Source organism: Citricoccus sp. I39-566 (assembly GCF_031432995.1).
GTDB classification, from domain to species: domain Bacteria; phylum Actinomycetota; class Actinomycetes; order Actinomycetales; family Micrococcaceae; genus Citricoccus; species Citricoccus nitrophenolicus_A.
Window position 1 is genome coordinate 3,406,774 of the sequence record NZ_CP133842.1, and the last position, 26,518, is coordinate 3,433,291.

A 26,518-nucleotide genomic window follows, 5' to 3' on the forward strand; every position below is an offset into this window, starting at 1 on the left:
CCCCGGGCTCAGCCCTGCCCCAGCTGGCGTGCCATGCCCTCGAGGCGCTTGACCCGCTCGGCCATCGGCGGGTGCGTGGAGAACATGTTCCGCACGTTCTTGAAGGGGTTGGCGATCATCAGGTGGGCCGTGTTCTGCAGCCGCTGCTCGTCCGGCAGCGGCGCCGCCCGGATGCCGTTCTGCAGCTTGTAGAGGGCCGAGGCCAGCGCGAGCGGATCCCCCGTCAGCTGGGCGCCGTCCTCGTCCGCGTCATACTCGCGGGTGCGGGAGATGGACATCTGGATCAGGGACGCGGCGAGCGGGGCCAGGATCGCCAGGGCGATCATCGCCAGCGGGTTGCCCCCGCGGTTGCCGCGGCCGGCCCCGAAGAACATCATGAACTGGGCCACCGAGGTGATCACCCCGGCCACCGCGGCGGCCACCGAGGACGTCAGGATGTCCCGGTTGTACACGTGCATCAGCTCGTGGCCCAGCACCCCGCGCAGCTCACGGGCGTTCAGGATCCTCAGGATCCCCTCCGTGCAGCACACGGCCGCGTGCTGCGGGTTGCGCCCCGTGGCGAACGCGTTGGGGGACGCGGTGGGCGCCACGTAGAGCCGGGGCATCGGCTGGTTGGCGGCCTGGGACAGCTCCGCCACGATCCGGTACATCTCCGGCTGCTCCATCTCCGTCACCGGGTAGGCGCGCATGGACCGGATGGCGATCTTGTCACTGTTCCAGTAGCTGTAGGCGGTGGTGCCCACGCCGATCACGGCGAAGACCCCGATCCACATCGCCCGGCCCGTCCCGGCGGCGATCACCCCGCCGATGGCCAGCAGGACCGCGAACAGGCCCGCGAACAGGAGCGTCGTCTTCAAGCCGTTGTGGTGCCGGGTCATGCCCTCAGCCTAATGCGCCTACGGGACCGGATGCCGCGCGTCGTACCGCAGGAAGCCGGGCTGCCAGCGCATCAGGGCGCTCACCCCAAGCACGCACAGCAGCCCGCCGGCGATCAGGGTCACCGGCTCCGTGAGCAGCTCCGCCGCCCCGCCGGTGAGCATCTCCCCCACCCGGGGCCCGCCGGCCACCACCACGATGAACACCCCCTGCAGCCGCCCGCGCAGGTGATCCGGGGTGGCCGTCTGCAGGATGGTGTTGCGGAACACGGAGGAGACCGAGTCCGCGCAGCCGGCCAGGGCGAGGCATCCCGCGGCCGGCCAGAGGTAGGGGCCCGGGTCCACCCCGGCGGCAGCGGCACGGGAGGCGAGCAGGACCACCACGCCGAAGCCCGCCACCGAGAGTCCCCAGCCGAGGATCGAGGCGTACACGGCCACCCCGTGCCGCACGATCCGGGTCAGCGGCCCGGAGAACAGGCCTGTCAGGAAGGCCCCCAGCGCCATGGCGGCCAGCAGGATCCCGACGGCGGCCTCGCCGCCTCCCAGCACCGAGGAACCGACCACGGCGCCGATCGCGGGCAGCAGGGCCCGCGGAAAGGCGGTGGCCATGGCCACGATGTCCGCCAGGAAGGTCATCCGCAGGTTGGGCCGGGAGGACAGGAATGTGAAGCCCTCGACCACGGACCGCCAGCCCACGCGCCGGGGCCGCTCCGGCGCCTCCGGATCGCGCTGCGGGGGCAGGGCGGGCAGCCGCCACACGGCGTAGAGGGCGGCCAGGAACGTCACCACGTCCACCGAGTAGGTCCACGCGTAGCCCACGCCGGCCACGAGCACCCCGGCGACCAGCGGGCCGACCATCATGGCCACCGAGAACGTCATCATGTTCAGGGCGTTGGCGGCCGGCAGCAGTTTGGTCCCCACCAGCGCGGGGATGATGGCACCGCGGGTGGGCTGGTTGATGCCGGAGGCCCCGGAGTGCACCGCCACCAGGGTGTACAGCACCCAGACGCTCTCGATCCCCAGCCAGGCGTGGGCCGCGATCAACACGGTGGTCAGCCACAGCACGGACGAGGAGCCGAGGGCCAGCTTCCGCCGGTCCACATGGTCCGCCACCGCACCGCCGTACAGCCCGGCCACCACGAGCGGGACCAGCGCGAAGAGCCCCAGCATCCCGACCGCCAGCGAGGAGCCCGTGAGGTGGAAGACCTCGAGGCTGACCGCCACCAGGGTCAGCTGGGTGCCGATCGCCGACAGCGAGTTGCCGATCCACAGCCGGCGGTAGGCGGGGCTGACCCTCAGCGGGGTGAGATCGGCGAGGAGGCGGGGCACCGCCGGACTAGCCCTGGTGCGAGAACACGCCGCGGCTGATGCGGGTCATGTCCTCACGCGGCACCACCTTGACGCGCTCGCGGGCCACGGGCCCGGAGCCGGTGGCCTCGGCGCCCAGGGCCAGCTCGTGCTCGTCGAGGGCCAGCCAGCCCTCCCACGTGGTGTAGTCGATGCCGCGGGACTCCAACAGGTTCAGGACCGCCTGCTCGTCCGGGTTCCGTGCGGTCCACAGCTGCGGCTGGTCCTCCAGCAGGCAGCCGATGGTCTCCAGCGCGTCGCCCTTGGTGTGGCCGATCAGGCCCACCGGGCCGCGCTTGATCCAGCCGGAGGCGTACAGCCCGGGCACCGGGGCGCCGTCGGCACCCAGGACGCGGCCGGCGTCGTTGGGGATGACACCCCGGCGCTCGTCATAGGCGAGCCCGGGCACCTCGGAGCCGTGGTAGCCGATGGCGCGGTAGACGGCCTGGACCGGGTAGTCCGTGAACTCCCCGGTGCCCTTCACGTTGCCGGTGCCATCCAGCTCCATGCGCTCCATCCGCAGCCCGGCCACCTTGCCGTCCTCGCCCAGGATCTCCACGGGCTGCTGCAGGAAGTGCAGGTGCAGCCGGCGGGAGGCGCCGGTGTCCTGCTCCTCCACCAGCCAATTGGTCAGCGTGCCGACCATGGTCTTGATCTGGTTGTTCGAGGCGGCCGCCTCCTCCGAGGCGGCGTCGAACTCGAAGTCCTCCGGGTAGAGCACCAGGTCCACGTCCTTCGAGTGCGCCAGCTCGCGCAGCTCCAGCGGGGTGAACTTCACCTGGGCGGGGCCGCGGCGGCCGAAGACGTGCACGTCCGTGACGGGAGAGGCCTTGAGCCCGGCGTAGACGTTCTCCGGGATCTCGGTCACCAGCAGGTCGTCGGCGTGCTTGGAGAGCATCCGGGCCACGTCCAGGGCCACGTTGCCGTTGCCGATCACCGCGACCTCCCGGGCCGTCAGCGGCCACTCGCGCGCCACGTCCGGGTGGCCGTCATACCAGGAGACGAAGTCGGCGCCACCGAAGGACCCCTCCAGGTCAGCGCCCGGGATGTCCAGCGCGGCGTCCTTGATGGCGCCCGTGGAGAAGACGATCGCGTCATAGTGCTCGCGCAGGTCCTCCAGCGTGAGGTCCCGGCCGAAGTCCACGCCGCCCAGGAAGCGGATGTCCCCGCGGTCCATGACCTTGTGCAGGGCCTTGACGATGCCCTTGATCCGCGGGTGGTCCGGGGCCACCCCGTAGCGGATCAGCCCGTACGGGGCCGGGTAGCGGTCGAAGAGGTCGATGCTGACCTCGAAGTCCCGCTCGGCCTTGGTCAACAGGTCCGCCGTGTACACGCCGGCCGGGCCGGCACCGATGATGGCGAGGCGGAGGGGGCGGTCGGGGGCAGCGGTCACTGGTCGTCCAATCACGTGGGGGCATCAGGGGCGGGGGACCCGCCAGCGACCCATTCTACCGGCGTACCGGGAATACGCACGGCCCACGTGATGGAATACACGAAAACAGGGGGCCGCCCCCTGTGGGCCGGCCCCCTGCACGCTGCGTCGCGGCGTCAGCCGCGCTCAGCCACCCATGCCGCCGACGGCGGCACCGGCGGCGCGAGCGGCCTCAGCGGCCGTGACGTCGTTCTTCTCCATAAGCGCCTTGGCCTCGCGGACCAGGTCACGGACCTGCTCGCAGGCGTTCAGCCACTTGGTCTCCACGGCGGAGAGGTCCTCCGACGTGTTCGTGGCGTCGTAGTTCTCCTCCACGTAGGCCTTCTGCTGCTCGCGGTCCCCGAGGATGCCCTCGATGCGGTCGGCGATCTGACCGACCTCCCACTCGTAGGCGGCGGATGCTCCCTCGTCATACTTGATAACCATGGTCTAGTCCTTTCGGCGCCCGGCTGTCCCGGGAAAGATGTCTGGGGTGGATGGGTGGCCGGCGAGCGACGCCGCGCTGACCGGAGGTGGAAGACGAGTCAGGCCATGGAGCCGCCGCCACCGCTGGCGCCGCCCCAGGACAGTTCGAGGTTGTCGCCACCGGCGGCATCGGCATCGCTCACCGTGGTCTCCTCGGAGGTGCTGTACGCCTTGTACAGCTCGCCCTGGCCGACGTTGATCATGGACAGCGCCTCCACCAGGGTTCCCTGGCACTCATTGACCTTGACCATGAAGTTCGAGTAGGCGGTGGCACCGGCGCCCTTGAAGGTCTCCTTCAGCGACACCACGGCGTTCTCAAGGTTCTGGACCTCGATGACGAGCAGTTCTCCGGAATCCCCGGAGTCCCGGGCGGCCTTCTCGAATGTCTCAAGGCCTTCGGTGAGTTCAAGCTTTGCCATGTTCATCCCCTTGTGGTGATCAGGTTCGGACCGATGGTCCGTGGTTGGTGTGCCCGACGCATGCCCTGTGCGGCAACCCGTCGGCCCGATGACTCCATAGTTCTGCCTCGGACAGACTCCGGTCAACCGGATCCGATGGGGAGAACTCCCCATCGGGGCCCGGCGCCGTCGTTTCCGCCACCGCCCGAATGCTGGAATGATGAGGGAGGTCACGGCGCCGATGTGCCGAATGGAGGACGGTCCGGGGTTTACCGGTGCAAGGGGGGACAGCAGCCATGGCCATGGATTTCGACTCGCAGCTCATCGAGTCGGTCGAGGTACGGCGCCACCGCCTCAGCGCCTCGTTCCTGTTCGGGCGGAATCCCACGGAGCGGCGCTGGAAGGAACGGACCAACTCCTTCGTCTACGGCCTGATCATCGCGGCCCTGATCTGCGCCTTCTGCGTGGCGCTCTCCTTCGTCATCAACATCCTCACCAACTACATCAACGACCGCAACGAACGCGAACAGCAGCAGGAACAGCAGGAGCTGGAGCGCCAGCAGATGGAGCAGGAGCGCGAGCAACAGGAGCGGGAACAGGGGCAGCCGCAGGGCGCCCCGGAGACCTCCCCCGCCGCGACCTCCCTCCTGGCCTCGCTGCCCGCCGCGGCCCAGCCCCCGTCCGCCGCCCTGCAGCCGACCCCCTGGAGGTCCTGACGTGCCCAGCCCCTACACCCGAGTAGCCCTCGTGGGCCAGCGGCGCAACGCGGACCTGCTGTTGCCCTCGGACACCCCGCTCGGGACCCTGATGCCTCAGATCCTGGACCTGCTGGGTGACCAGCCGGAGGACTCGCTGGGCGCCAAGCTGCTGGTCCGGGCGGACGGCGGGGAGGTTCCCCCCTCGAAGACCCTGGCCGAGTCCGGTGTCCTCGACGGCGAGCGCCTCCGCCTGGTCTCCCGCACCGAGGCCCCGCCGTCCCCGATCGTCTACGACCTCAATGACACAGTCTCAGACCACACGGAGGCCGTCCCGGGGCGGTGGTCCCCGGTGTACCGGTACATCATCTCCGGGCTGCTCGCGGCGGTCGGCTCCTGGCTGGCCATCACCAGGCTGCTGGCGTCCTTCGCTCCGGAGCAGCAGGACTGGGTGGCCCTGGCCCTGGCCGCCGTGGCCCTCGTCGCGGCAGCCGCACTCTCCGCACCGGGCCGGCGGCAGGCCGTGGCCGGGACCCTGGCCGGCGCGGGCACCCTCTTCGCCCTCTCCGGACTGATGGGCCTGGACCTTCCCGCGCCGTGGTCCACTCTCGCACTCGCGGGGCTGGCCGCCCTGGTCCAGGGCGTCCTGGGGTTCATCGTCAACCGCCCCCTGTCCATGTTCATCTCCGCCGCGGTCACCGGGGCCCTCGTCCTCGTCTGGGCCGTGGCCCCTGCCCTGTCCGTGTGGGCCATCGGTGACCGGACGGCGGATCCGCTGGTCGGGTCCGCAGCCATCGCCGGGATCGCCGCGCTGCTGGTCCTGGGCCTGCTGCCGAAGATCGCCCTCGGCGTCTCCGGGCTGGCGGGAATGGACGACCGGCATGCCAACGGTGCCGCCGTGCTGCGGCGAGATGTGGGCACGGCCATCGACTCCGCCCACGGCGGACTCATCTCCAGCGCCATCGTCTGCGCGGTCTCCGCCGCCCTGTCCGTCTGGATCGTGGGCGGGGACACCCTCGCCTTCCCCTACTCCCTGCCCCTGCTGGCCTGCCTGGTGCTGGCCCTGGGCCTGCGCGCCAGGGCCTTCCCGCTGGCGGCGCAGCGCATCCCCCTGTACCTGGCCACCGGCCTCGGCGTCCTGGCGCTGGTCCGCCTGGCCGCGGCCTTCCTCCCCGAGTACGAGGGCGCGTTCCTGGCGGCGCTGCTCGTGCTGGCCCTCGTGGCCGGGGCGGGTCTGTCCGTGGACCTGCCCGAGCACTCCCAGGCCCGGATGCGCAAGGCCGGAGACACCGTCGAGGCCATCGCCCTGCTCGCCCCCATCCCGCTGCTCATCGGCTACTACGGGATCTACGCCACCCTGTTGGAGACCTTCTGATGTCCTCTGCCCCCCTGGACCCCTGGAACGACGCCGGGCCCGCACCGTCCCGTCCCCGGCCCGGCAGCGGCCCGGCCGGGGACGGTTCAGAGGCACTCTGGTCCACCCGCTCCGACCTGAGGGCGGACGTCCACCGTGCCCAGGACGATCCGTCCACCGGCTTCGAGTCCGTGGCCGCCCGGGTCCAGCGTGACTACGCGCGCCGCCCCGCCCTGTCCCTGTGGTCCCGCGGCTGGCGCTCCCTGGGCGGGCTGTGGCGGCACGACCGGTCCGCGGACCGGCTGGCGGCCTCCGCGAAGGCGGTCCAGTCCCCCGTCACCACGGGCCGGCGGATCGCGGTGGTGTCCCTGCGCGGCGGGGCCGGCAAGACCACGGTCACCGCCCTGGCGGCCGCCACCTTCGCCGCCCTGCGTCCCGAGCCGGTGGCCGCCCTGGACCTGGACCCGGCCTGCGGGTCCCTGGGGTTGCGCCTCGGGAACCGTGCCGCCCCCGGTGCCGATGCGTTCGCCGCCGGACTGGCAGCCCTGGAGAGCACCACCTTCGACGCCGTCTCCTCGCAGATGGCCCACGGGGACAACGACCTGTACTACACCGGCCCGCGGGTCACCGGGCAGCCGCTGGGCGGAGCCGCCGCCACCACACTGCTCTCCGGGCTCTCCCGCTACTTCCCCGTGACGGTCATCGACTGCCCGACCGGCCCCGCACATCCGGACACCACGGCCGTGCTGACCCGCGCCCACGCCGCCGTCTTCGTGGTCCCCGCCACCGCCGCCGGGGTGGACGAGGCCTCCGGCTACCTGCGCCACTGGCAGTCCGACCCGTTCCTCTCCGCCATCCCCGTGGTGGCGGCCGTCGTGGGGATCGAACGGGACTCCGTGCTGGATCCGCTGGCTCAGGCGGCCGCACTCACGCGGCTCGGCGTGGGAGCGGTGGCCCTGCGCCATGACCGTCACATCGGCAGCGGGGTGGGCATCACGGTCCCCCTGATCCGTCCCGAGAACCGGCTCGCCGCCGCGGAACTGTCCGCCCAGGCCCTGGCTGCCGCCAACGCGGCGGGAGGACACCGGTGACGCAGAGGATCATCCACCGCCCCGCCCGCACCTCGGCTCCGGCGCGCCTGTACCGGCCCTTCCGGATCGAGGGGCCACAACCCCTGGATCCGGCCGCCGCCGAGGGTGAGAGCAACGTCGGGTTCCTGCGGATCATGCCGATGTTCGCCGCGGGCGCCTCCATGATGGTCATGATGACCTTCCGGCAGAGCCCCTTCGCCGCCGTGGGGGCCATCGCCATGATGCTCTCCCTGACCGTGGCCGTGGTGATGATGTTCTCGCAGCGGGGCAAGGCGGGGCGGCTGCGCAAGACCGTGCGGGACACCTACGCCCGCTACCTGGAGCGGACCCGGGTGAGCCTGCGGGACGAGGAGCAGCGGGCTCAGCTCGCGGCGAGGGCCTCCTCACCGCCCCCGGCAGCGCTGTTCGACATCATCCGCGATCCGGCCCGCATCTGGGAACGGCGGCGCTACCACGAGGACTTCCTGCGGATCCGGCTGGGGTTCGGACGCCGTCCCACGCGGGAGATCGAGATCTCCCTGACCGAGACCTCCACCGCCCTGCAGGACGAGTTCATGGTGCGGGAGGCCGAATCGCTCAAGAGCCGTTTCGAGAAGGCACCGGACATGCCGGTGACGGTCCCCCTCGACTCGGCCGGCAACGTCTCCCTGGTGGGCCCCCGGGACCTCGGCCTCCAGGTGGTCCGCTCGCTGGTCACCGGCGCGGCCGCCCTGCAGTCCCCCGAGGACGTCCGGATCGCGCTGATCACCCCGCGTGAGAGCCGCGCGGACTGGGACTGGCTGGCGCTGCTTCCCCACCTGGGGGATTCCTCGGCCAAGCACCCCACCGGCCCCGTCCAACTGATCGCCCCGGATGCAGAGTCCCTGGTGGACCTGCTGGAGACCGATCTGCAGTTCCGGTCCAAGGTCGCCGGAGAGCACACCAAGTTCGGTGAGGAGACCCTCAAGGGCCCGCCCGTACTGTCCCGGCTCCTCGTCATCGTGGACCGCTATGGCCACCCGTCCACGGACCTGTCCTTCGGCGACTCGCACTTCAGCCTGCAGTCTCGTGGCATCACCGCCCTGCACCTGTGCGAGGACCGGCTCCACGAGCCCTCGGAGGTGAACTACCGGATCACCCTGCATGACGGCGCCGCCGGCCGCGGCCCGGCGGACGGTCGCGCCGGGTTCCTGCTGGAGGACCGCACCAGGGACCAGGGCAACCCGGTGCGCACCGAGGGAGTGCTGGATCCCCTCGACGCCAGCACGGCCGAAGGACTGGTGACCGAGCTCGCCCCGCTGCGGCTCTCCCTCGACTCCCTGGAGCACACCGGCGCCGAGTCGGCCTCCGCTTCCTCGTTCCTCGAGATGCTGAGCCTGTCCCCGGAACTGGACCGGGCCGACGTCGAGCGCAATTGGCGGCCCCGCTCCCAGGCCGATTTCCTGCGGGTCCCACTGGGACCGGATGACAAGGGCAAGCCCGTGCTGCTGGACCTCAAGGAGGCCGCCCAGCTCGGCATGGGGCCGCACGGGCTTTGCGTGGGTGCCACCGGCTCGGGCAAGTCCGAGATGCTGCGCTCGCTGGTGTTCGGCCTGCTGACCACCCACTCCCCGGACAGCCTGGCCATGGTGCTGGTGGACTTCAAGGGCGGTGCCACCTTCGCCCCGTTCGAGGGCGCGCCCCACGTCACCGGCATCATCACCAACCTCTCGGACGACCTGACCCTGGTGGAGCGCGTCTACGCCTCACTGAACGGCGAGATCCTGCGCCGCCAGGAGGTGCTCAAGGCCGCCGGCAACATCGCCAACATCACCGATTACCAGATCCACCGGGACGAGGAGCGGTCCAAGGGCCGGGACATCGAGCCCCTGCCGCACCTGGTCATCATCATCGACGAGTTCGGCGAGCTGCTCACGGCCCGCCCGGACTTCATCGACCTGTTCCTGTCCATCGGCCGCATCGGCCGCTCTATCGGCGTGCACCTGCTGTTGAGCTCGCAGCGCGTGGAGTCCGGCAAGCTCCGCGGCCTGGAGACCTACCTGTCCTACCGCATCGGCCTGCGCACGCTCTCCGAGTCCGAGTCCCGCACCGTTCTGGACACCCCGGATGCCTTCCACCTGCCCCCGCTGCCCGGCTACGGCTACCTCAAGGTGGACACCACGGTGTACTCCCGGTTCAAGTCCGGCTACGTGTCCGGACCGCTGGAGGACGAGGTCGTCGAGGAGGACGAGGAGGCGGATCCGTTGGACGAGATCCCCGAGGTGCTGACCGCGCCGGAGTACTCCATCATCCTGCAGGAGCAGCGTTCCGGCCTGCCCGGCGGACCCGACGGCGAGGCGGCGCCGGCCCCGAAGAAGGACGGGCCGGCCCGCCGCACCACCGGCCCCACGGTGATGTCCACCATGATGGACACCCTGCGGACCTACCCGCCCTCCGTGAAGCCGATCTGGCTGCCGCCCCTGCCCCTGGAGGCGACCCTGGACCAGATCGTGGGCGAGCCGAAGAACACGGAGGAGGGCCTGCGCCTCCCCGCCGGCGGGAACCTCACCGTGCCGATCGGCCTGCTGGACGATCCGGCGCGGCAGTGGCAGGGCCTGTGGGAGGTCGACTTCACCTCCGGCTCGGGGAACATGATCATCCACGGCGGCCCGCAGTCCGGCAAGTCGACCGCGCTACGGACCCTGGTGACCTCCCTGGCGCTGACCCATTCCCCCCAGCAGGTCGGCATCTACTGCATCGACCTGCTGGGGTCCGGATTGCTGCCGCTGCAGGACCTGCCCCACGTGGGCGGGGTGGCCATCCGCACCAACACCGAGGTGATCTCCCGCACCGTGGACGAGATCACGGGCATGCTCGCCCACCGGGAGCGCGTCTTCGAGCGGCACTCGATCGACTCGCTGACCACGATGCGGAGGATGCACGCCGCCGGGCGGATCCCCGAGCTGCCCAGCGCGGACATCTTCCTGGTGGTGGACGGCCACGGCCAGTTCCAGGAGGAGTTCGACGACCTGCTGCCCAAGATCGTCTCCATCATGACCCGTGGCTCCGGCTACGGCATCCACATCATCTCCTCCGTCAACCGCAACAACGAGATCCGGGCCACCCACCAGTCGTACTTCACGCACCGCATCGAGCTGGCCCTGGCGGAGCCCGGGGATTCGACGATCGACCGCAAGCTGGCCGCCAACGTCAATCCGGAGGCCCCCGGGCGCGGCCTGATGCCGCTGAAGCTGCAGGGCCACCTGGCCCTGCCGCGGATCGACGGTCAGGCCGAGAGGGAGTCGGCTACGGACGGCCTGAAGGATCTGGTGGAGCACGTGGGCCGGTTCTCCACGGGCTCCGCCATGAAGGTCCGCGTCCTGCCCCCGGTCGTCGAGGCCTCCTCGGTCCCCACCCCGGAGCGCCGGGGGATGTTCCCGCTGGGCCTGCGCGAGCTGGACCTCGGAGTGCAGCACCTGGACCTGGAGCGGGCGGACCGCAACCTCATCGTCATGGGGGACGAGGAATCCGGCAAGTCGAACCTGCTCCGTCAGGTGGTCCGCCGCTTCACCGCGAACCACACCGACGAGGAGCTCATGTTCGTGGTGATCGACCCGCGCCGCGGTCTCGGCGACTTCGTCCCGGACGACTACCTGGGCGGCTACGCCACCAACGCCGAGGTGGCCAAGTCCCTGGTGGGCGCCGTGGTCAACGAATTGCGCAAGCGCCAGGACCCGAGCCAGGACCAGTCCACCTCCCAGCGCCAGACGCGCATCGTCGCGCTCATCGACGACTACGACGTGCTGACGGTGGGCGGCGGCCAGTCACCGCTGGGCGGCTTCGTGCCGTTCATCCCCATGGCTGCCGAGCTGCGGATGAACTTCGTGCTGACCCGGCGGGTACGCGGAGCCTCCCGCGGGATGTACGAGACGTTCTTCTCCACCCTGCGGGACAACGGCACCTCGGCGCTGATCATGTCCGGTGACAAGCGCGAGGGCAGTCTCATCAACGGACTGAAGGCCCGCAAGATGCCGCCCGGCCGCGGTCAGCTGATCCAGACGGGCAAGCCCGTCATGACGGTGCAGACCTTCTTCGACGGCACCGATCCCGCCGGGGGTCCCACCCCGTGACCCAGCGCCCCGTCACCGGCACCGGGCTGGCCTATGGGGCGGGTGCCTACCTCTTCTGGGGCGGGCTGCCGCTCTACATGGCGGCCACGGTCCCGGCCACCGCGCTCGAGGTGGTCTTCGCCCGGATCGGCTTCACGCTGCTCACGTGTGCGGTGCTGCTGTTCGCCCTGCGGCGCTGGCACGACGTCGGCCGGCAGCTGGGCGGGGCGCGGCGGCTGGGTGCCACGGCCCTGGCCGCCGTCCTCATCACGGGCAATTGGGCCATCTACACCTATGCCGTGGTCTCGGGACAGACCCTCGAGGCGGCGCTGGGGTACTTCATCAACCCGTTGATCTCCGTGCTGGCCGGGGTGGCGCTGTTCGGCGAGCGGCTCCGGCGGGCCCAGTGGGTGGCCGTGGCGCTCTCCGTGACGGCGGTGGTGGTCATGGTGGTGGGCCACGGGTCCTTCCCGTGGCTGGCGATCCTGCTGGCCCTGTCCTTCGGCGGCTACGGCGTGGTCAAGAGCCGGCTGGCCACCTCGGTCAGCCCGGTGGCCTCGCTGGGCGCCGAGACCGTCCTGCTGGTCCCGGTGTGCCTGGCCGGGATGTGGTGGCTGGCGGTCACAGAGCAGCTGACGCTGTTCTCCCACGGCGCCGGGCACTTCTGGATCCTGGTGCTGTCCGGACCGGTGACCGCGATCCCCCTGATCCTCTTCGGCGCGGGGGCCAGCCGCCTGCCGCTGACCCTGCTGGGGATGCTGCAGTATATCAACCCGGTCATCCAGTTCCTCATCGGCCTGCTGCTCTTCGGCGAGGCCATGAGCACGGGACGCTGGGCCGGGTTCATCCTCATCTGGTGCGCCCTGGCCGTGCTGATGGCCGATTCGGTGCGCGCGGCTCGGCGCAACCCGAGACCCTAGACTGGGCGCATGCCTGCCGATCCCACCGCGCCGTCCGGTCCCGTCTTCCTGCCGCTCTTCCAGAAGCTCGTCCCCGCCCATCTGGAGACGCCCTGGTCCCCGGAGGACGGGATGGAACCCGGTGAGCTGGATGCCCTGCTGGCCGCCTCCCCCGCCGCCGAGGCCGGCCTCCGCGGCAGCGGCGAGGTGCCGATGCCCCTGGCCCTCTACGAGTTCCACCTCGCGCTGGGCAATTGCCCGGACCTGCTGGAGACGGACCACTTCTTCTGGGACGCGGACGAGCTGGAGATCCTGGACGGCTTCCTGCTGTTCCTCGAGGACGCCGGGGAGACCACGGTCTGGGGACTGCGCCTGGAAGACGCCGAGCTGCCGGACCCCCTGGTCTGGCGCCGCTCCACGGGGGCGGACTCGGAGCACGGCGTGTGGACCTGCGAGGGCGGGACGTTCAGCGAGTTCGCCACCGACCTGCTGGACTGGACCTTCGACGAGACCGGGGATGAGACCGAGGATGAGGCCGTCGAGTGACGCCCCCGCCCGCCTCCCACGCCCCGGAGGGGTACGTCTGCCCCTTCTGCGGACTGGCGGCCGACGACGTGTCGGCCCCGGACAACCGCTGTGAGCTGGAGGACCTCGTCTACCGGGACGAGGACGTGATGGTGTTCATCGCCGTGGACGGCTTCGGCGACCACGAGGGCCACGCCATGATCTCCCCCACCGGGCACTACGAGACGCTGTACGACCTGCCCGACCGGGTTCTGCAGCGGATCAGCCTGATGGCCCGCCAGGTGGCGCTGGCCCTGAAGGAGGCCTGGGGCCCGGAGGGCGTCTCCACGCGCCAGCACAACGAGCCCGCCGGCAACCAGCACGTCTGGCACTACCACCTGCACGTGTTCCCCCGCTGGCACGGCGACCAGCTCTACCGGCACCTGCGCCACCCCGTGGCCCCGGAGGTCCGGGCGGCCAAGGCCCGCGAGCTGGCCGCGGTCCTCGACGCCGCCCCCACCCGCCTGCCCTGACCAGCACGCATCTGACCGGCGCCCACCCGGCCGGCACCCACCCGACCGGCGCTCAGGGGACGAGGGGGAAGATCGGCAGTGCCGCCGGATGGTGGGCGTGCACGATCACCAGGAACACCACGGCGTCGAAGAGCAGGTGCACCGTCACCACGTACCAGAGGTTCTTGGTCCACGTGAAGATGGCCCCCTGGACCAGGGCGAACGGGATCGTCAGCGCCGGCCCCCACGATTGGTAGCCGAGCTCCCAGAGGAACGAGACGAAGATCGCCGCCTGCAGCAGATTGGCGATCGCCGGCCGGAAGTGCCGCAGCAGCAGCGTGTAGACGGTGCAGATGAAGAACAGCTCGTCCCAGAGCCCGACCGCGTTGACGCCCACGAACAGGCGCGCAATCTCGTGCCACTGCTCCACCGCGGGCCAGTTCCGGTACACGCCCGAGGTGAGGAAGTAGAACGGCAGGATCAGGTAGGCGGCCACCACCACGACCACCAGGTACACCCACATCCGCCGGCTCCACCGTCCGCCGGCCCAGGGGAAGCGCACCGCGTGCTCCCGGTAGACCCAGCGCGAGATGACGTAGGGGATCACCACCGCGCCCCCGAGGGCCACCGTGAAGCGCGCCATCCCGGCCGGGGAGATGTCCGCGTGCAGGGAGATCAGGCTGATGAAGCCCAGGGCGAGGGCGATGAGGAGCAGGTCGGTGCCGAGCCGGTGGGACAGGCCGCGCCGATCGGTCCAGAGCCCGGTGAGCACTCCCGCCACCAGCAGGGCATAGCCCACCGCCTCGGACTGGACGCCGAAGAGCAGCACGGCGGAGGCGCTCACCATCCCCGCCGGGATCACGGCCCAGGGGTGCGCGCGTCTCACCGGCACGCCTGTCAGGACTCGCGGTCGACCACGTACTCGGCGAAGGCCACCAGCGCGCCCTTGACCGGGGAGTCCGGCAACGGGGCCAGCGCCCGGACCGCGTCCGCCGACCAGCCGCGGGTGATGTCCCACGCCTGCCCGATCACCGGGTGCGCGGACACGGCGGCCACGGCCGCGGCCAGCTGCCCGTCCGTGTCCAGCGGACCGTCCACCAGCTCGAGGGCGGCACGGGCCGAGGCCGCGTCGTCGGAGTCCCCCGCGGCCTCGCGGCGCAGCAGCAGCACCGGCAGGGTCGGCACGCGCTCCTTGAGGTCGGTGCCGGGCGTCTTGCCGGAGGCGTGGGACGTACTCGTCACGTCGATCACGTCGTCGGCCAGCTGGAAGGCCATCCCGACCTTCTCGCCGTACTCCTCGAGCAGGGCCACGGTGACCGCGTCGCAGCCGCCGAAGTGCGCGCCCAGCCGGCCCGCCGCGGCGATGAGCGAGCCCGTCTTCCCGCCGATCACGCGCAGGTAGTGCTCCAGGGGGTCGTCCTGGTCCGCGGGGCCGACCGTCTCCCACAGCTGGCCCATCACGAGCCGCTCGAAGGTGCGGGCCTGGATGGCCACGGCCTCGGGGCCGAGGGAGGCCATCAGCTGCGAGGCCCGGGCGAAGATGAGGTCGCCGGCGAGGATCGCGATCGAGTTGCCCCACACCTGGTGCGCCGCCGGCGCACCGCGGCGCACGGGCGCCTCGTCCATGACGTCGTCGTGGTACAGGGTCGCCAGGTGCGTCAGCTCCATCACGACGGCGGCCGAGCGGACGGCCGCGGCGACCTCGCCGACCTGTCCGGTCCGGACCTCCGGATCCCCCAGGAGGGAGGAGAGGATGGTCAGCAGCGGACGGATCCGCTTGCCGCCGGCCTCCAGCAGGTGCCGGGAGGTGTGGTCCGCCAGCTGGTCCGCGTTGGAGACGGCCTCAGCGAGTTCGTGCTCCACCGCGTCGAGTGCCGTGGTGACCACGTCCAGCAGGTCACCGTGGTCCGCCAGGTTCTCGAAACCGCGGGGCAGGACGAGGGAGCCGATCGACACGTCGTCAGAGGCATCGGCGCTGGAGGCGGGCTCGGGAGCAGTCACCTGAGCAAGACTATCCAACGTTGGCCGGGGACGGCGCATCGGGGCGGGGCCCGACCGCCTGGCCCTGGGTGGTCGCCGCGGGCACCGCGGACTCCAGGAGCCGGACCACCCGGTCCACCGGGGCCGTCCCGCGCTCGTCCACGAGGTTGGCCATCACCTGGACCACGGAGCGCAGCAGCGGCGCGACGCGCATCCCCGTGGCCAGGGCGGCCTTGAGCACGGCGGGGTGGCCGATCAGCTCGGCGAAGCGGGACCCGAGCGCGAAGTGGCCGCCCCAGGCCTCCTGGGTGAGCACCGGATACCGGGCCAGTTCGGCCTCCCGGCCTGCCGCCGTCGGGCGGTGCAGGGCCGTGACGGCGAGGTCCGCGGCCATCCTGGCCGCCTCCATGGCGAAGGAGATCCCCTCGCCGTTGAACGGGGAGACCATGCCCGCCGAGTCCCCCACCAGCAGCATCCCCGGCACGTGCTGGGGCGTGCGGTTGAAGCCCATCGGCAGGGCGGCGCCGAGGATCCTCGAGGTGCGGGTGTCCTCGGACAGCCCCCAGGAGGCGGTCAGCGCCCCGGACCAGTCCTTGAGGATCCCGCGGTAGTCGAGCTTGCCGAACTGCGGCGAGGTGTCCAGGATGCCCAGCCCCACGTTGACGGTGCCGTCCGGCAACGGGAACAGCCAGCCGTAGCCGGGCAGCAGGTTGCCCCGGGCGTCCGGGAGCTGCAGCCAGGACTCCATCCAGTCGTCGTTCCGGCGCGGCGAGTCCTCGGGCAGGGAGTAGTAGGCGCGGACGGCCACGCCCATGGGCCGGTCGTCCCGCTTGGCCAGTCCGGCGGACACGGCGGTGCGGGTGGAGTTGCCGTCCGCGGCGATCACGAGGGGGGCATGGAAGTCCCGGAACTCACCGGTCTTGCGCCCGCGCCCGTCCAACAGCTCGGCCCGCAGCCCGTTGACGGTCCCGTCCTCGGCCCGCAGCACGGTGGTGACGGAGTGGCGTTCCAGGATGGTGGCGCCGGCCGAGCGGGCATGGTTCGCCAGGATCTCGTCGAAGTCGTTGCGGGTGCGCACGAGGGCGTAGTCCGGCCAGGTGCGGGTGGTCGGCCAGGGGACCTCCACGGCGCGACCCCCGGCCACGAGCCGCAGCCCCCGGATCCGCTGCCAGCCGTCCTCGGGGGCATGCGGGATGCCCATCAGGTCCATCTCGCGGACCGCCTGCGGGGTCAGCCCGTCCCCGCAGACCTTCTCGCGCGGGTAGGCGGTCTTCTCCAGCACGGTGACCTGTACCCCGGCGTTCGCCAGGTGCCAGGCGGCCGTGGCCCCGGCGGGACCGCCGCCGGCGATGAGGACTTGGGGTGTTGTGTCAGTGGCCACCCGTCCATTGTCCCAGAGCGGGACGGGGCCGGTGCCCCACCGGCGCTGGCGGTACTCTGGTGTGGACATGAACAACCCTGGATCCGCTGCGCCGGCACCCCGATTGGCGTCCTGCACGTATGCCGCCCCCCTGCCCGGCGGCGCCGACGGAGCTTCCCTGGCCGATCTGCTGACCACCGGCTCGGAGTGTGCCTGGATCCGCTACGGCGAGGGCATGGTCGGGGTGGGCACCGCCGCCCGCTTCGCCACCACCGGGCCCGGACGCTTCGAGGCGGCCCGCCGCTGGTGGATGGCCGCCACGGAGTCCGAGGCGGCGGAGACGGCCGAGGCGGCCGAGCCCGAGGGCGTGCCCCGGACCACGGTGCCCGACGACGGCCTGCCCCGGCGCTCTCCGCTCGCCTTCGCCGCCTTCGCCTTCGCCGACGAGAGCCCCGTCGAATCGGTCCTCATGGTTCCGGAGTTCGTGGTCGGCTCGGCCCACGGACGGTCCTGGCTGACCTGGCAGGTGGACCTGGACGCCCCGGGCTACGTGGAACGAGCCGCCGCCGGCTGGCGGCCCGGCCGGGCCGAGGCCGAGCAGCGGCTGGCCGGACTGCTCGCCGAGGCCGCCGCCCGGCGGCCGGGAGCTGCGGGCGGCGCCGGCACCGGCGCCCGCGGTCTCGAGCTCAGCGACGGGGTGCTGTCCCAGGAGGGGTACCGGGCCGCCGTCGACCGTGGGGTGCGGCAGATCGAGGCCGGGGCCCTGACGAAGCTCGTGCTGGCCCGCGACGCGGTGGTCCGCTCCGCCGATCCGGTGGACGTCCCGCGCGTGCTGCGCACCCTGACGGTGCAGTACCGGGACTGCTGGACCTACGCCGTGGGCGGGCTCATCGGCTCCACGCCGGAGATGCTGGTCAAGGTGGACGGGGCCACCGCCCGGGCCCGGGTGCTGGCGGGGACCCTGGACCGGGACGGGGCGCCGGAGGGCGCCGCCGGAACCGACTACGCGCGGCGGCTGCTCACGGACGATCCCAAGCAACGCCACGAGCACCGGCTGGCCGTGGACTCCCTGACCGAGCGCCTGGAGCCGTTCACCACCTCCCTCGACGCCCCGGAGGAGCCCTTCGTCCTGGAGCTGCCCAACGTGTGGCACCTCGCCACGGACGTCACCGCCCGGCTCGTCGGGGCGGAGGGTGCCCGGCGGACCGGACCCGGCGCGCTGGCCCTCACCGAGGTGCTGCATCCCACGGCCGCCGTGTGCGGCACCCCGCGCGAGGCGGCCGCCGAGCTCATCGGTCGGCTGGAGTCCGGGGACCACGGCCTGGACCGCGGGCTCTTCGCCGGACCGGTGGGATGGCTGGACGGCAACGGGAACGGCGAGTTCGGGCTCGCCCTGCGCGGGGCCGTCGTGGAGGACGAGCACACGGTGCGGCTGTACGCCGGTTGCGGGATCGTGGCGGCCTCTGACCCGGAGTCTGAGCTGGCCGAGACCCACGCGAAGATGCGTCCCATGCTGCAGGCGCTGGGGCTGCGGGACTGAGGCAGCGCCTCGGCCAGCCCCTCACTCGACCAGCCGGCCGGGGGCGTGCTCAAAGATCAGGCTCGTGTTCGTGGCGGCCACCTCCTCGCGCAGGCTGAGGGTGTCCGAGACCAGGGTGCGCAGTTCGGCGGCGTCCCGCACGGCCACGTGCAGCAGGAAGTCCCGGTCCCCGGCGAGGAAGTACACCCGCTGGGTGGCCGGCAGCGATTCGAGGTAGCCCTGGAAGCGGCGCAGGCCGGACCGGGCGTGGGCGTGCAACCGGACGGCGATGAGCGCCTCCAGGGCCAGCCCCCGGACGGACGGGTCCACCGCGGCGTGGAACCCGGAGATCGCGCCCGAGGCCACGAGGGCCCGCACCCTCTTGTGGCACGTGGACTCGGCGATGCCCACCCGGGTGGCCAGCTCGCTGTACGGCATCCGGCCGCTGCGCTCCAGCAGCCGCAGGATGGCCACGTCGACCTCGTCCAGTCGCGCGCGCTCGATGCCGTCCCGTGCTCCCATGGCCTCAGCCCTCCCCTCGGTGCTCGCCGGCCGGCGCTCGTCCATCCCGGTGGAATCCGTCCATTTTCGGTCGATGCGTGCGGAAACCACAGGACCTGCTGGCAGGCTACGCGGAATCTGCCAGCCTGTGGGGAGGAACACAGAGACTCAGGAGGCCAGCATGTCCAGTTCGGTTGTCATCGGCGCAGGAATGGTCGGGCTCGCCACGGCCTGGCACCTGCAGGAACACGGCGTGGAGGTCACGGTGCTGGACCGGGCCGGCGTGGCCGCCGGCTCGTCCTGGGGCAACGCCGGCTGGCTCTCGCCCGGCAAGACCATCCCGCTGGCCGACCCGAGCCTGTGGACCTACGGCCCGACCGCCCTGCTGGACGCCGACGCTGCCCTGCACGTGCCGTTCCGCGCGGACCCGGGCCTGTGGTCCTTCCTGGCGCGGTTCGCCGCGCACGGAACCCGCCGTGCCTGGGAGCGCACGATGGCCGCGCTGACGCCGATCGACCGGATGGCGCTGGAGTGCTTCGACGAGCTGACCGGCTCGGGGGTCGACGCCTGGACGCGTCAGGGCCCGTTCATCGTGGGATTCACCGAGGAGCGGCAGTCGGCCGGCTTCCTCCGTGAGGTCGAGGGCGTGGTCCGGCACGGCCAGGACGTCCCGCTCGAGCGGGTGGAGAACCCGCGGGAGGTGGTGCCGCAGCTCTCCGATCAGGTCGGCGTGGTGTACCGCATGGGTGGCCAGCGCTTCATCGAGCCCGGGCCCTTCGTCCAGGCCCTCGCCGACGCGGTCGTGGCCCGCGGCGGGACCCTGCGCACCGACGCGCAGGTCACCTCCCTGGCAGGCGGTTCCCGGCCCGGGGTCACCCTCGCGAACGGCGAGACGCTCACCGCGGACTCGGTGGTGGTGGCCACCGGGGCGTGGCTGCCCGGGTTGACCCGGGACCTGGGCGTGCGGACCAGGGTCCAGGCCGGGCGCGGGTACTCGTTCTCCGTCGCCACCGAGGAGCCGTCCCGGTACCCCGTCTACCTGCCGGCCCAGCGGATCGCCTGCACGCCCTACCGGGGACGGTTCCGGATCGCCGGGACCATGGAGTTCCGCGGGCCGGACGAGCCGCTGCAGCCGCGCCGGATCGAGGCCATCGTGAACCAGGCGAGGTCCCTGATGACCGGTATGGACCTCGAGGACCGGCAGGACGAGTGGGTGGGCTCCCGCCCGGTGACCCCGGACGGCCTGCCGCTTGTGGGGGCCACCTCGGCGCCGGGCGTCTACGTGGCCGGTGGCCACGGCATGTGGGGCATCGTCCTGGGGCCGGCCACCGGCAAGCTGCTGGCCGAGCAGATCGTCACGGGCCGGACCGATCCGGCGATCGCCCCCTTCGACCCGCTGCGCTAGGCGCCCGGCAGGCCGGTCAGAAGGTCGCGCGGACCGCGTCCTCCACGTGGCGGCGGACCTCCGGGCGGGCGGAGCGGTCCGAGCGCAGCTCCAGCACGCGGCGGCCCCGGACCGGGCTGCCGAGGGCGGCCAGCAGCCCGTCCTCCGAGTCCACGGGGGCCCAGTCCAGGCCGTAGGCCGCGCACAGCGAGCGCACGTCCACGTCCTGCGGGGTGCCGAAGAAGCGCTCCACCACGGGGCCCATGCCCTCACGCTGCGCCACGATGCCGTGCTCCAGCCCGGCGAAGATGGCCCCGCCGGCGTCGTTGACCACCACGATGTCCAGGTCCGGCTCCCGCTCCCCCGGGCCGATCAGCAATCCGCCGGCGTCGTGCAGCAGGGTCAGGTCCCCGCACAGCAGCACCGTGCGCCGCCCCGTGCCCAGGGCGATGCCGGTGGCCGTGGAGACGGTGCCGTCGATCCCCGCGAGACCGCGGTTGGCGAAGACGACGGCCTCCGGGTACGTCGGCGGACGCCAGGAGAGGTCCACGTCCCGGATCACGGAGGAGGAGCCGAGCACGAGCGGTCCTCGTACGGTGGAGGCCACGAGCTGGCTGGTGCGCAGGGCCCCGGGGCGGCCGACCGCGTCGTGCCGGGTGGACAGGGCGTCGTCCACCGCCGACTGGGCGCGGACCCCGGCCTGCTGCCAGTCCGTCAGCCAGCCGGTGGGGCCGCGTCCGGCCACCACGGCCAGCTCCTCGAGGTCCTCCACGGGGCGTTCCCGGCGGGCGCCGGGCTCGAACCACGCCACGGGCTCCGGCTGGTGGAACGCGGTGCCCACGTCCTCGCGGGCCAGCAGGGCGGAGACCTGCCGGGTGAGGGTGGGGCGGCCGAAGAGGATGACCTGCTCGATCGAACCGGCCAGCGGGTGGGAGTCCTCCCCGAGTCCCCCTTGGGAGCCGAGCAGCCACGGGTAGGCGCCGATGGCGTTGAAGCCGAAGCGCGCGTTCGAGCTCGGCTCGGCGAGCAGGGGCAGTCCGAGGGCGGCGGCGAAGGCTGCCGGCAGGGGGCCTGAGCCGTGTCCGGCCACCACCACGGTCCGGGACTCGGCCAGCTCGGCGACGTCCAGGTCGAGTTGCTCGGTGAGGTCCATGGGGTTCACCGTCACCGGCCCGGACGGCCCGGTGATGACCTCCTCGCCGGCCGGCGGGATCCAGCGGGCGTCGGCCGCCTCAGACCCCGGACCGGCATCCGGCCCGGCGGACTCGGCGGGGACCAGGGGCTCACGGAACCGCAGGTTCAGGTGGACCGGCCCGGGGGCGGATTCCCGCACGGCGACGCCCGGGGTGCCCCCGAACCCCTCGACGTCCTCCGTGTCGAAGCCCCCGGCCGCCAGCAGCGCCCGGGACACCACGGAGCGCAGGTGTTCGGTGTGCTGGTGCAGTGCGGTGGCCCGCGGGTCGGCGTCGGTGACCTCGGCGGCCTCCGCCGCCAACCACTCCGGCACCTCCTCGGCGTCCGCCGCCAGGGGGACGTCCCCGCTGAGGGTGGTGGAGAAGCGCACGTGCAGCGGGAAGATCCCGTCCTGCCGGGTGGTCTGGTTGGCCCCCGTGCCCTGGAGCTCCTCCGGGCGGTCCGCCGTCAGCGCCACGAGCTGGACCCCGGCGTGGTCGGCCTCCATGAGTGCCGGCAGCAGGTTGCCCACGGCGGTCCCGGACGTGGTCACCACACCGACCGGCCGGCCGGAGGCCAGGGACAGCCCCAGCGCGGTGTAGGCGGCCGAGCGCTCGTCGATGCGCACGTGCAACCGGATCCTGCCGGCCCGCTCCGCCTCGGCCAGGGCGTAGACGAGCGGCGCCGAACGGGACCCGGGGGCCACCACGGCCTCCCGCAGACCGCCCTCCACCAGGGCGTCCGTCACCGTCCGGGCCACCCGCGCCGCATCCAGGGCCAGCACGGGACGGACATCGATGGGCTCACGCCGGGAATGCTCCATGCACCTCATCCTACGGATCCTGGCTGATCGGAAGGTTAACGGTTGACGCCCCCGGCTCGCAGCGGCGGGCCGGGGGCGTCGACCGAGGGGCGCCGGTCCGGATCAGCCCTGGGTGGAGAACACCTGGACCACGGCCGGACGCGGGGCCGCGACCCTGTCGCCGGACAGCGGGCCGTCCGGCACGAAGTCCGGGAAGTAGGAGGTGTGGGCCCCCCAGGTGCCGCCCTCACCCGGGTGCTGGACGGCCACGAACACGGAGTTGTCCCGGTCGTGGATCACCGGGCCGCAGGTCTCGGCGTCGGCCGGCACGGCCAGGAACTGCTCCACGAGCCCGCGGTTGCGGCCCTCAAGGGTGACCTTGTGCAGGGCGTCGGCATAGCCGATCTTGCCGGGCTGGCCGTCGGTGGAGACCCAGAGGTTGCCCACCGAGTCGAAGGCCAGGTTGTCCGGGCAGGAGATCGGGGAGACCATGTCCAGCGGCACGCCGTCGAAGTAGGCCTTGTTGCCCTCCTGGTTCGGGTCACCGGCCAGGAACAGGATGTTCCAGTTGAAGCGTTCGGCGGTGTGGTCGCCGCGGCGCTCGATCATCTCGATGACGTGCCCGTCGCGGTTGCCGCCACTGGCGTTGGCCACCGGGTTGGCCTCGTCCACGGCGTCGGCGGTCCGGCCGGAGTTGTTGGTCAGGGCCAGGTAGACCTTGCCGGTGACCGGGTTGGCCTCGAAGTCCTCCGGGCGGTCCATCTTGGTGGCACCCACCGTGTCCGCGGCCAGGCGCGTGTTGACGAGCACCTCCTCCACGGAGAAGCCCTCCACGAGGGACTTGTCGTTCTTCACCAGCGGGATCCAGCGGCCCCAGCCGTCGAAGTCGCCGTCGGAGGGCACCTGGCCCGAGCCGTCGATCTCCGACTCCGGGGAGTTGCCGTTGAACTGGGCCACGTACAGGGTGCCCTCGGACAGCAGGGTCATGTTGTGCTTCTTGTCGCCCTCGCGGTACTTCTTCCGCGAGACGAACTTGTAGGCGTAGTCGTTGGCCTGGTCGTCACCGGAGTAGACCACGGCGTAGCCGTCCCGCGAGATCACGGCGGTGCCGGCCTCGTGCTTGAAGCGGCCCAGGGCGGTGTGCTTGACCGGCGTGGACTTCGGGTCCTCGGGGTCGATCTCCACGATCCAGCCGAAGCGGTTGGCCTCGTTGGCGTACCCCTCGTTGTTGAGGTTGAAGCGCGGGTCCACGGTGTCCCAGCGGCGGGAGGTCGGCCCGGGGGTGATGCCGATGCGGCGCTCGGCCTCGGCGCCGGTGCCGATGAAGTACTGGTCGAAGTTCTCCTCGCCGGACAGGACGGTGCCCCATGGGGTGGTGCCGCCGGCGCAGTTGTTCAGGGTGCCGAGCACCTTGGTGCCGGTGGTGTCGTCCTTGGTCTTGAGCAGCTCGGAGCCGGCGGCCGGACCGTCCACGGTGAAGGGGGTGGAACCGGTGATGCGGCGGTTGCGGCGGCCCCCGCGGACGTATTCCCAGGGCTGGCCCTTGCCGCCGCGCCTCAGGTCCACGATCGAGAGGCCGTGGGCCTCGATGCCGGTCTCGATGACGTCCTTCGGGTTGGACGCGATGTACTCCGGGGAGAACATGATGTTCTCGTTGGTGTACTCGTGGCTGTTCACCAGGTAGCCCGAGCGGTCGTCGCCACCGTCGGAGATGACGTTGAGGTAGTCGGAGTTGTAGCCGAACTGCTTCGCCTGGGAGGCGCCGGTCTGGTGCTCCAGGTCGAACTCCGGGGAGTCGTCGAACAGCGGGTCGCCCCAGCGGATGATGGGGGCCCAGTCGTAGCCGGCGGGCACCGTCATGTCATCCACGGTGCGCTCGACGGGGTCGATGGCGTCGAACGGCAGTTTGCCGCCGCCGGTCGGGAAGGTCCCGTTGTCCGCGGTGGCCGGTGCGGCGGCGGAGACGGCGTTGGCGCCGATGACGACCGCGGCGGCCAGTCCGCCGCCCAGGCCGAGTGCGGCCCGGCGGGAGATCGCCGCGTTGGCGATGTCCCGGAAGTGCGCGTTGTCCGAGGTGTTCGGCACCGGGTGCGAGCAGGCGCTGCCGCACTTGAGCTCGCAGGTGATGGGCAGGCGGTTGCCGCGGGTGTGGCCGACCATGGGCAGGTGACGCTTGAGCATGGGGGTGTCCTTACGGAGACGTGGATGTGCGGGTCAGGTACCGGGGACGCCTCATCCACGGCACAGGCCCACACTGCTCTGCCCAGGACGACGCCCGGGTGCCCTCCGGTAACCGTCCGGTGAACAGTCGATGAGCGCAATTTAGGTCACGGGTATGGGTCCCAATCCGGGTTCAGTCCGCCGTGACGGACAGCTCGGCCCAGGCCGCCTGCAGCCGCTGCCGCCACCACCGCTGCCGGTCCTCGCCGGCGCGCAGCCGGGCCAGGGCGCCGGTGTCCGGGACGGGCCGGCCGTCGTCGCCCGCGGTGAGGTGCCCGGCGCGCGGCCGCAGGGGCCGCTGCGCCACGTCCTCGGTGAACAACGCCACGGTGCCCAGTCCGCAGGCGTGCGGCAGCCGTGGCAGGCTCGCGGCCAGCGCCACCCCGGCGGCGATCCCCACGGAGGTGTCCAGGGCGGAGGACACCACGGCGTCCAGCCCGGCGGCCTCCACGATGCCCAAGGCCCGGCGCACGCCACCGAGGGGCTGGACCTTGACCACCACGAGGTCGGCCGCCCCGGCGCGGGCCACGGCGAGCGGGTCGGTCTCTCGGCGCACCGACTCGTCGGCAGCGATCCGCACGTCGGTCCCGGCGGCGGCCAGGGCCTCGCGCAGCCGGGCCAGCCCGTCGATCCCCGCCACGGGCTGCTCGGCGTACTCGAGCCCGTACCCGGCCAGCCGGCGCAGGGCGTCCACCGCGGTGTCATGGTCCCAGGCCTGGTTGGCGTCGATCCGCAGGGCGGCGGCCGGGCGCAGCCGGCGCACCTCGGCCACGCGGGCCACGTCCTGGCCGACGTCCTGGCCGGCCTCCCCCACCTTGACCTTCACGGCGGGCACTTCGCCGAAGGAGTCCAGCACCCGCCCGACGTCGGCCACCTCCACCGCGGGCACGGTCGCGTTGACGGGGATCCGGTCCCGCACCGGCGACGGCCAGCCGTGCCAGCCCGCCTCGACGGCGGCGGCCAGCCAGCGCGCGCTCTCGGCCGGCCCGTAGTCGGGGAAGGGCGAGAACTCGGCCCAGCCGGCCGGCCCGCGCAGCAGCATCGCCTCGCGCACGGTGGTCCCCCGGAAGCGGGTGTGCATCGACTGGGCCACGACGACGGCCCCGTCCAGGAGCTCGTCCGGCTCCGGGATCCGCAGTCCGTCCAGCAGGGGCGGGATACCGGTCTCAGTCACCGGCCCAGTCTACGGAAGCCGGCTCAGACGGCGGCGTAGTAGCCGAACTTGCGGGCCACCGCCACCGCGCGGTCGTGGCCGCCGAGGACGGACTCCAGGGCCGCGACCACGGAGGCCGTGGTCTCACGGCGCAGGCTCCAGTCCTCGTCGAAGGGGTCGTCCCACCGGGCCCAGGCGCCGCCCGTGGCGGTGAGCGCCAGGGTCATCTCCTCGACCGAGTCGAAGGTCGGCTCGGGGTCGTCGAGCCGGTCCTCCCAGCCGTCGTCCCCGGGGGCCGTGAGGACCTTGCCGGTCAGCCCGTCCAGGATGAACGGGTCGGAGCCCTGCTTGGCCACCACCGTCCACTCCTCGTTCCAGTCCACCAGCGCCGCGCCCGTGCGGCGGTTCCACCGGTATCCGGCCTGCTCGTCCCAGAGCCGCTCCAGGGGGAAGAACAGGAAGGGCAGCCCGGCCGTGTCGACCTCGATCCATTCCGGGCCGACCTCGCGGTAGAACCGGGCGAGCTCGGGCGCCAGCGGGGCCTCACCGGCCCACTCGAGGGGCTCCTGGCGGCTCGTCGGTCCGAAGACGGACAGCGCCTTCCGGGCGGCCGTGTGCTGGTTCTGGTGCTCGGGCGCGGTCCCCGCACTGTGTGCCATGGTCCATAGGGTAGGCCGGACGGGGCGGCTGCGGTCCAGCACCGGTCGACGCTCCCGTGACACTGGGGCGAACAGTGGTCGACGCCCGGGTGTCCACGTGAGCGGCACCACGGCCCGCCATTCGGATT

Annotated in this window: 22 protein-coding genes; 9 read left to right on the plus strand and 13 right to left on the minus strand. The window is 72.1% G+C overall.

The annotated features are described in order from the left end of the window. Positions 1 to 8: 8 nt before the first annotated feature. From htpX to RE421_RS15695, 5 genes are all read right to left on the minus strand, one after another. A complete protein-coding gene (htpX, locus tag RE421_RS15675) occupies positions 9 to 878 on the minus strand; it encodes a zinc metalloprotease HtpX (RefSeq protein WP_309812147.1) in 870 nt (289 codons plus the stop codon). An 18-nt stretch (positions 879 to 896) separates the two neighbouring features. After that, the gene (locus RE421_RS15680) at positions 897 to 2,204 is read right to left on the minus strand and encodes an MFS transporter (RefSeq protein ID WP_309812150.1); all 1,308 of its coding nucleotides are present in this window, start codon (positions 2,202 to 2,204) and stop codon (positions 897 to 899) included. Positions 2,205 to 2,211: 7 nt separating this feature from the next. Further along, entirely contained in the window at positions 2,212 to 3,615 is a 1,404-nt protein-coding gene (locus tag RE421_RS15685; protein ID WP_309812153.1) for an FAD-dependent oxidoreductase, read from the minus strand. Positions 3,616 to 3,780: 165 nt separating this feature from the next. Continuing rightward, a complete protein-coding gene (locus RE421_RS15690; protein WP_309812157.1) occupies positions 3,781 to 4,080 on the minus strand; it encodes a hypothetical protein in 300 nt (99 codons plus the stop codon). A 98-nt stretch (positions 4,081 to 4,178) separates the two neighbouring features. Continuing rightward, positions 4,179 to 4,538, minus strand: coding sequence for a hypothetical protein (locus RE421_RS15695; protein ID WP_309812161.1), 360 nt, complete (start codon positions 4,536 to 4,538; stop codon positions 4,179 to 4,181). 275 nt (positions 4,539 to 4,813) lie between these two features. Between RE421_RS15695 and RE421_RS15700 the strand changes: the two genes are divergently transcribed. Genes RE421_RS15700 through RE421_RS15730 form a run of 7 tightly spaced genes read left to right on the plus strand, consistent with a single transcriptional unit; the run spans position 4,814 to position 13,660 of the window. Next, a complete protein-coding gene (locus tag RE421_RS15700) occupies positions 4,814 to 5,233 on the plus strand; it encodes a hypothetical protein (protein ID WP_309812163.1) in 420 nt (139 codons plus the stop codon). A 1-nt stretch (position 5,234) separates the two neighbouring features. After that, complete coding sequence (gene eccD, locus RE421_RS15705; protein ID WP_309812166.1) at positions 5,235 to 6,587, plus strand: type VII secretion integral membrane protein EccD; 1,353 nt, start codon at positions 5,235 to 5,237, stop codon at positions 6,585 to 6,587. After that, the gene (locus RE421_RS15710) at positions 6,587 to 7,657 is read left to right on the plus strand and encodes a hypothetical protein (RefSeq protein ID WP_309812169.1); all 1,071 of its coding nucleotides are present in this window, start codon (positions 6,587 to 6,589) and stop codon (positions 7,655 to 7,657) included. The genes eccD and RE421_RS15710 overlap by 1 nt, the downstream gene beginning before the upstream one ends. After that, positions 7,654 to 11,745 (plus strand): type VII secretion protein EccCa, encoded by a 4,092-nt coding sequence (eccCa, locus tag RE421_RS15715; RefSeq protein ID WP_309812174.1) that lies wholly within the window; start codon positions 7,654 to 7,656, stop codon positions 11,743 to 11,745. The genes RE421_RS15710 and eccCa overlap by 4 nt, the downstream gene beginning before the upstream one ends. Next, the gene (gene rarD / locus RE421_RS15720; protein WP_309812178.1) at positions 11,742 to 12,644 is read left to right on the plus strand and encodes an EamA family transporter RarD; all 903 of its coding nucleotides are present in this window, start codon (positions 11,742 to 11,744) and stop codon (positions 12,642 to 12,644) included. The genes eccCa and rarD overlap by 4 nt, the downstream gene beginning before the upstream one ends. Positions 12,645 to 12,653: 9 nt before the next feature. Then, complete coding sequence (locus tag RE421_RS15725; RefSeq protein ID WP_309812181.1) at positions 12,654 to 13,169, plus strand: hypothetical protein; 516 nt, start codon at positions 12,654 to 12,656, stop codon at positions 13,167 to 13,169. Then, positions 13,166 to 13,660 carry an HIT domain-containing protein gene (locus RE421_RS15730; RefSeq protein WP_309812184.1) on the plus strand — a complete coding sequence of 165 codons (495 nt, stop codon included), beginning with the start codon at positions 13,166 to 13,168 and terminating at the stop codon, positions 13,658 to 13,660. The genes RE421_RS15725 and RE421_RS15730 overlap by 4 nt, the downstream gene beginning before the upstream one ends. A gap of 52 nt (positions 13,661 to 13,712) precedes the next feature. On the opposite strand, the gene RE421_RS15735 is transcribed toward RE421_RS15730, so the two are convergent. From RE421_RS15735 to RE421_RS15745, 3 genes are read right to left on the minus strand one after another with little or no spacing between them, the layout of a single operon-like run. Then, a complete protein-coding gene (locus RE421_RS15735) occupies positions 13,713 to 14,486 on the minus strand; it encodes a CPBP family intramembrane glutamic endopeptidase (protein ID WP_309817473.1) in 774 nt (257 codons plus the stop codon). A 50-nt stretch (positions 14,487 to 14,536) separates the two neighbouring features. Then, a complete protein-coding gene (locus RE421_RS15740) occupies positions 14,537 to 15,679 on the minus strand; it encodes a polyprenyl synthetase family protein (RefSeq protein WP_396134531.1) in 1,143 nt (380 codons plus the stop codon). Then, complete coding sequence (locus RE421_RS15745) at positions 15,651 to 17,069, minus strand: geranylgeranyl reductase family protein (RefSeq protein WP_309812190.1); 1,419 nt, start codon at positions 17,067 to 17,069, stop codon at positions 15,651 to 15,653. Before RE421_RS15745 ends, RE421_RS15740 begins: the two co-directional genes overlap by 29 nt. Here RE421_RS15745 and RE421_RS15750 point away from each other — a divergent pair. Continuing rightward, positions 17,068 to 18,519: an isochorismate synthase gene (locus tag RE421_RS15750; protein ID WP_309812193.1), complete on the plus strand. Its 1,452-nt coding sequence runs from the start codon at positions 17,068 to 17,070 to the stop codon at positions 18,517 to 18,519. The two genes, RE421_RS15745 and RE421_RS15750, sit on opposite strands and share 2 nt — an antisense overlap. Positions 18,520 to 18,540: 21 nt before the next feature. Here the strand turns inward: RE421_RS15750 and RE421_RS15755 are convergent, their stop codons facing one another. Further along, positions 18,541 to 19,065, minus strand: a complete 525-nt coding sequence (locus RE421_RS15755; RefSeq protein ID WP_309812196.1) for an Lrp/AsnC family transcriptional regulator — start codon at positions 19,063 to 19,065, stop codon at positions 18,541 to 18,543. A 115-nt stretch (positions 19,066 to 19,180) separates the two neighbouring features. On the opposite strand from RE421_RS15755, the gene RE421_RS15760 reads away from it, so the two are divergent. Then, positions 19,181 to 20,404: an FAD-binding oxidoreductase gene (locus RE421_RS15760; RefSeq protein ID WP_309812199.1), complete on the plus strand. Its 1,224-nt coding sequence runs from the start codon at positions 19,181 to 19,183 to the stop codon at positions 20,402 to 20,404. A gap of 16 nt (positions 20,405 to 20,420) precedes the next feature. Here the strand turns inward: RE421_RS15760 and menD are convergent, their stop codons facing one another. The 4 genes from menD to RE421_RS15780 all read right to left on the minus strand — a co-directional run bounded on the left by menD (position 20,421) and on the right by RE421_RS15780 (position 26,390). Next, positions 20,421 to 22,379 carry a thiamine pyrophosphate-binding protein gene (gene menD / locus RE421_RS15765; protein ID WP_309812203.1) on the minus strand — a complete coding sequence of 653 codons (1,959 nt, stop codon included), beginning with the start codon at positions 22,377 to 22,379 and terminating at the stop codon, positions 20,421 to 20,423. Between the two features lie 102 nt (positions 22,380 to 22,481). Next, the gene (locus RE421_RS15770; protein WP_309812206.1) at positions 22,482 to 24,539 is read right to left on the minus strand and encodes a PhoX family phosphatase; all 2,058 of its coding nucleotides are present in this window, start codon (positions 24,537 to 24,539) and stop codon (positions 22,482 to 22,484) included. Positions 24,540 to 24,711: 172 nt separating this feature from the next. Further along, positions 24,712 to 25,752 (minus strand): o-succinylbenzoate synthase, encoded by a 1,041-nt coding sequence (locus RE421_RS15775; RefSeq protein WP_309812209.1) that lies wholly within the window; start codon positions 25,750 to 25,752, stop codon positions 24,712 to 24,714. A gap of 23 nt (positions 25,753 to 25,775) precedes the next feature. Then, the gene (locus tag RE421_RS15780; RefSeq protein ID WP_309812212.1) at positions 25,776 to 26,390 is read right to left on the minus strand and encodes a hypothetical protein; all 615 of its coding nucleotides are present in this window, start codon (positions 26,388 to 26,390) and stop codon (positions 25,776 to 25,778) included. Between the last annotated feature and the right edge of the window lie 128 nt (positions 26,391 to 26,518).

Bases quoted from the DNA above. Each gene is read 5' to 3' on its own strand.
- htpX (WP_309812147.1), bottom strand. From the start codon at position 878: ATGACCCGGCACCACAACGGCTTGAAGACGACGCTCCTGTTCGCGGGC.
- RE421_RS15690 (WP_309812157.1), bottom strand. From the start codon at position 4,080: ATGGTTATCAAGTATGACGAGGGAGCATCCGCCGCCTACGAGTGGGAG.
- RE421_RS15695 (WP_309812161.1), bottom strand. From the start codon at position 4,538: ATGGCAAAGCTTGAACTCACCGAAGGCCTTGAGACATTCGAGAAGGCC.
- RE421_RS15700 (WP_309812163.1), top strand. From the start codon at position 4,814: ATGGCCATGGATTTCGACTCGCAGCTCATCGAGTCGGTCGAGGTACGG.
- RE421_RS15710 (WP_309812169.1), top strand. From the start codon at position 6,587: ATGTCCTCTGCCCCCCTGGACCCCTGGAACGACGCCGGGCCCGCACCG.
- RE421_RS15725 (WP_309812181.1), top strand. From the start codon at position 12,654: ATGCCTGCCGATCCCACCGCGCCGTCCGGTCCCGTCTTCCTGCCGCTC.
- RE421_RS15735 (WP_309817473.1), bottom strand. From the start codon at position 14,486: ATGGTGAGCGCCTCCGCCGTGCTGCTCTTCGGCGTCCAGTCCGAGGCG.
- RE421_RS15740 (WP_396134531.1), bottom strand. From the start codon at position 15,679: ATGCGCCGTCCCCGGCCAACGTTGGATAGTCTTGCTCAGGTGACTGCT.
- RE421_RS15750 (WP_309812193.1), top strand. From the start codon at position 17,068: ATGAACAACCCTGGATCCGCTGCGCCGGCACCCCGATTGGCGTCCTGC.
- RE421_RS15745 (WP_309812190.1), bottom strand. From the start codon at position 17,069: ATGTCCACACCAGAGTACCGCCAGCGCCGGTGGGGCACCGGCCCCGTC.
- RE421_RS15755 (WP_309812196.1), bottom strand. From the start codon at position 19,065: ATGGACGAGCGCCGGCCGGCGAGCACCGAGGGGAGGGCTGAGGCCATG.
- RE421_RS15760 (WP_309812199.1), top strand. From the start codon at position 19,181: ATGTCCAGTTCGGTTGTCATCGGCGCAGGAATGGTCGGGCTCGCCACG.
- menD (WP_309812203.1), bottom strand. From the start codon at position 22,379: ATGGAGCATTCCCGGCGTGAGCCCATCGATGTCCGTCCCGTGCTGGCC.
- RE421_RS15770 (WP_309812206.1), bottom strand. From the start codon at position 24,539: ATGCTCAAGCGTCACCTGCCCATGGTCGGCCACACCCGCGGCAACCGC.
- RE421_RS15780 (WP_309812212.1), bottom strand. From the start codon at position 26,390: ATGGCACACAGTGCGGGGACCGCGCCCGAGCACCAGAACCAGCACACG.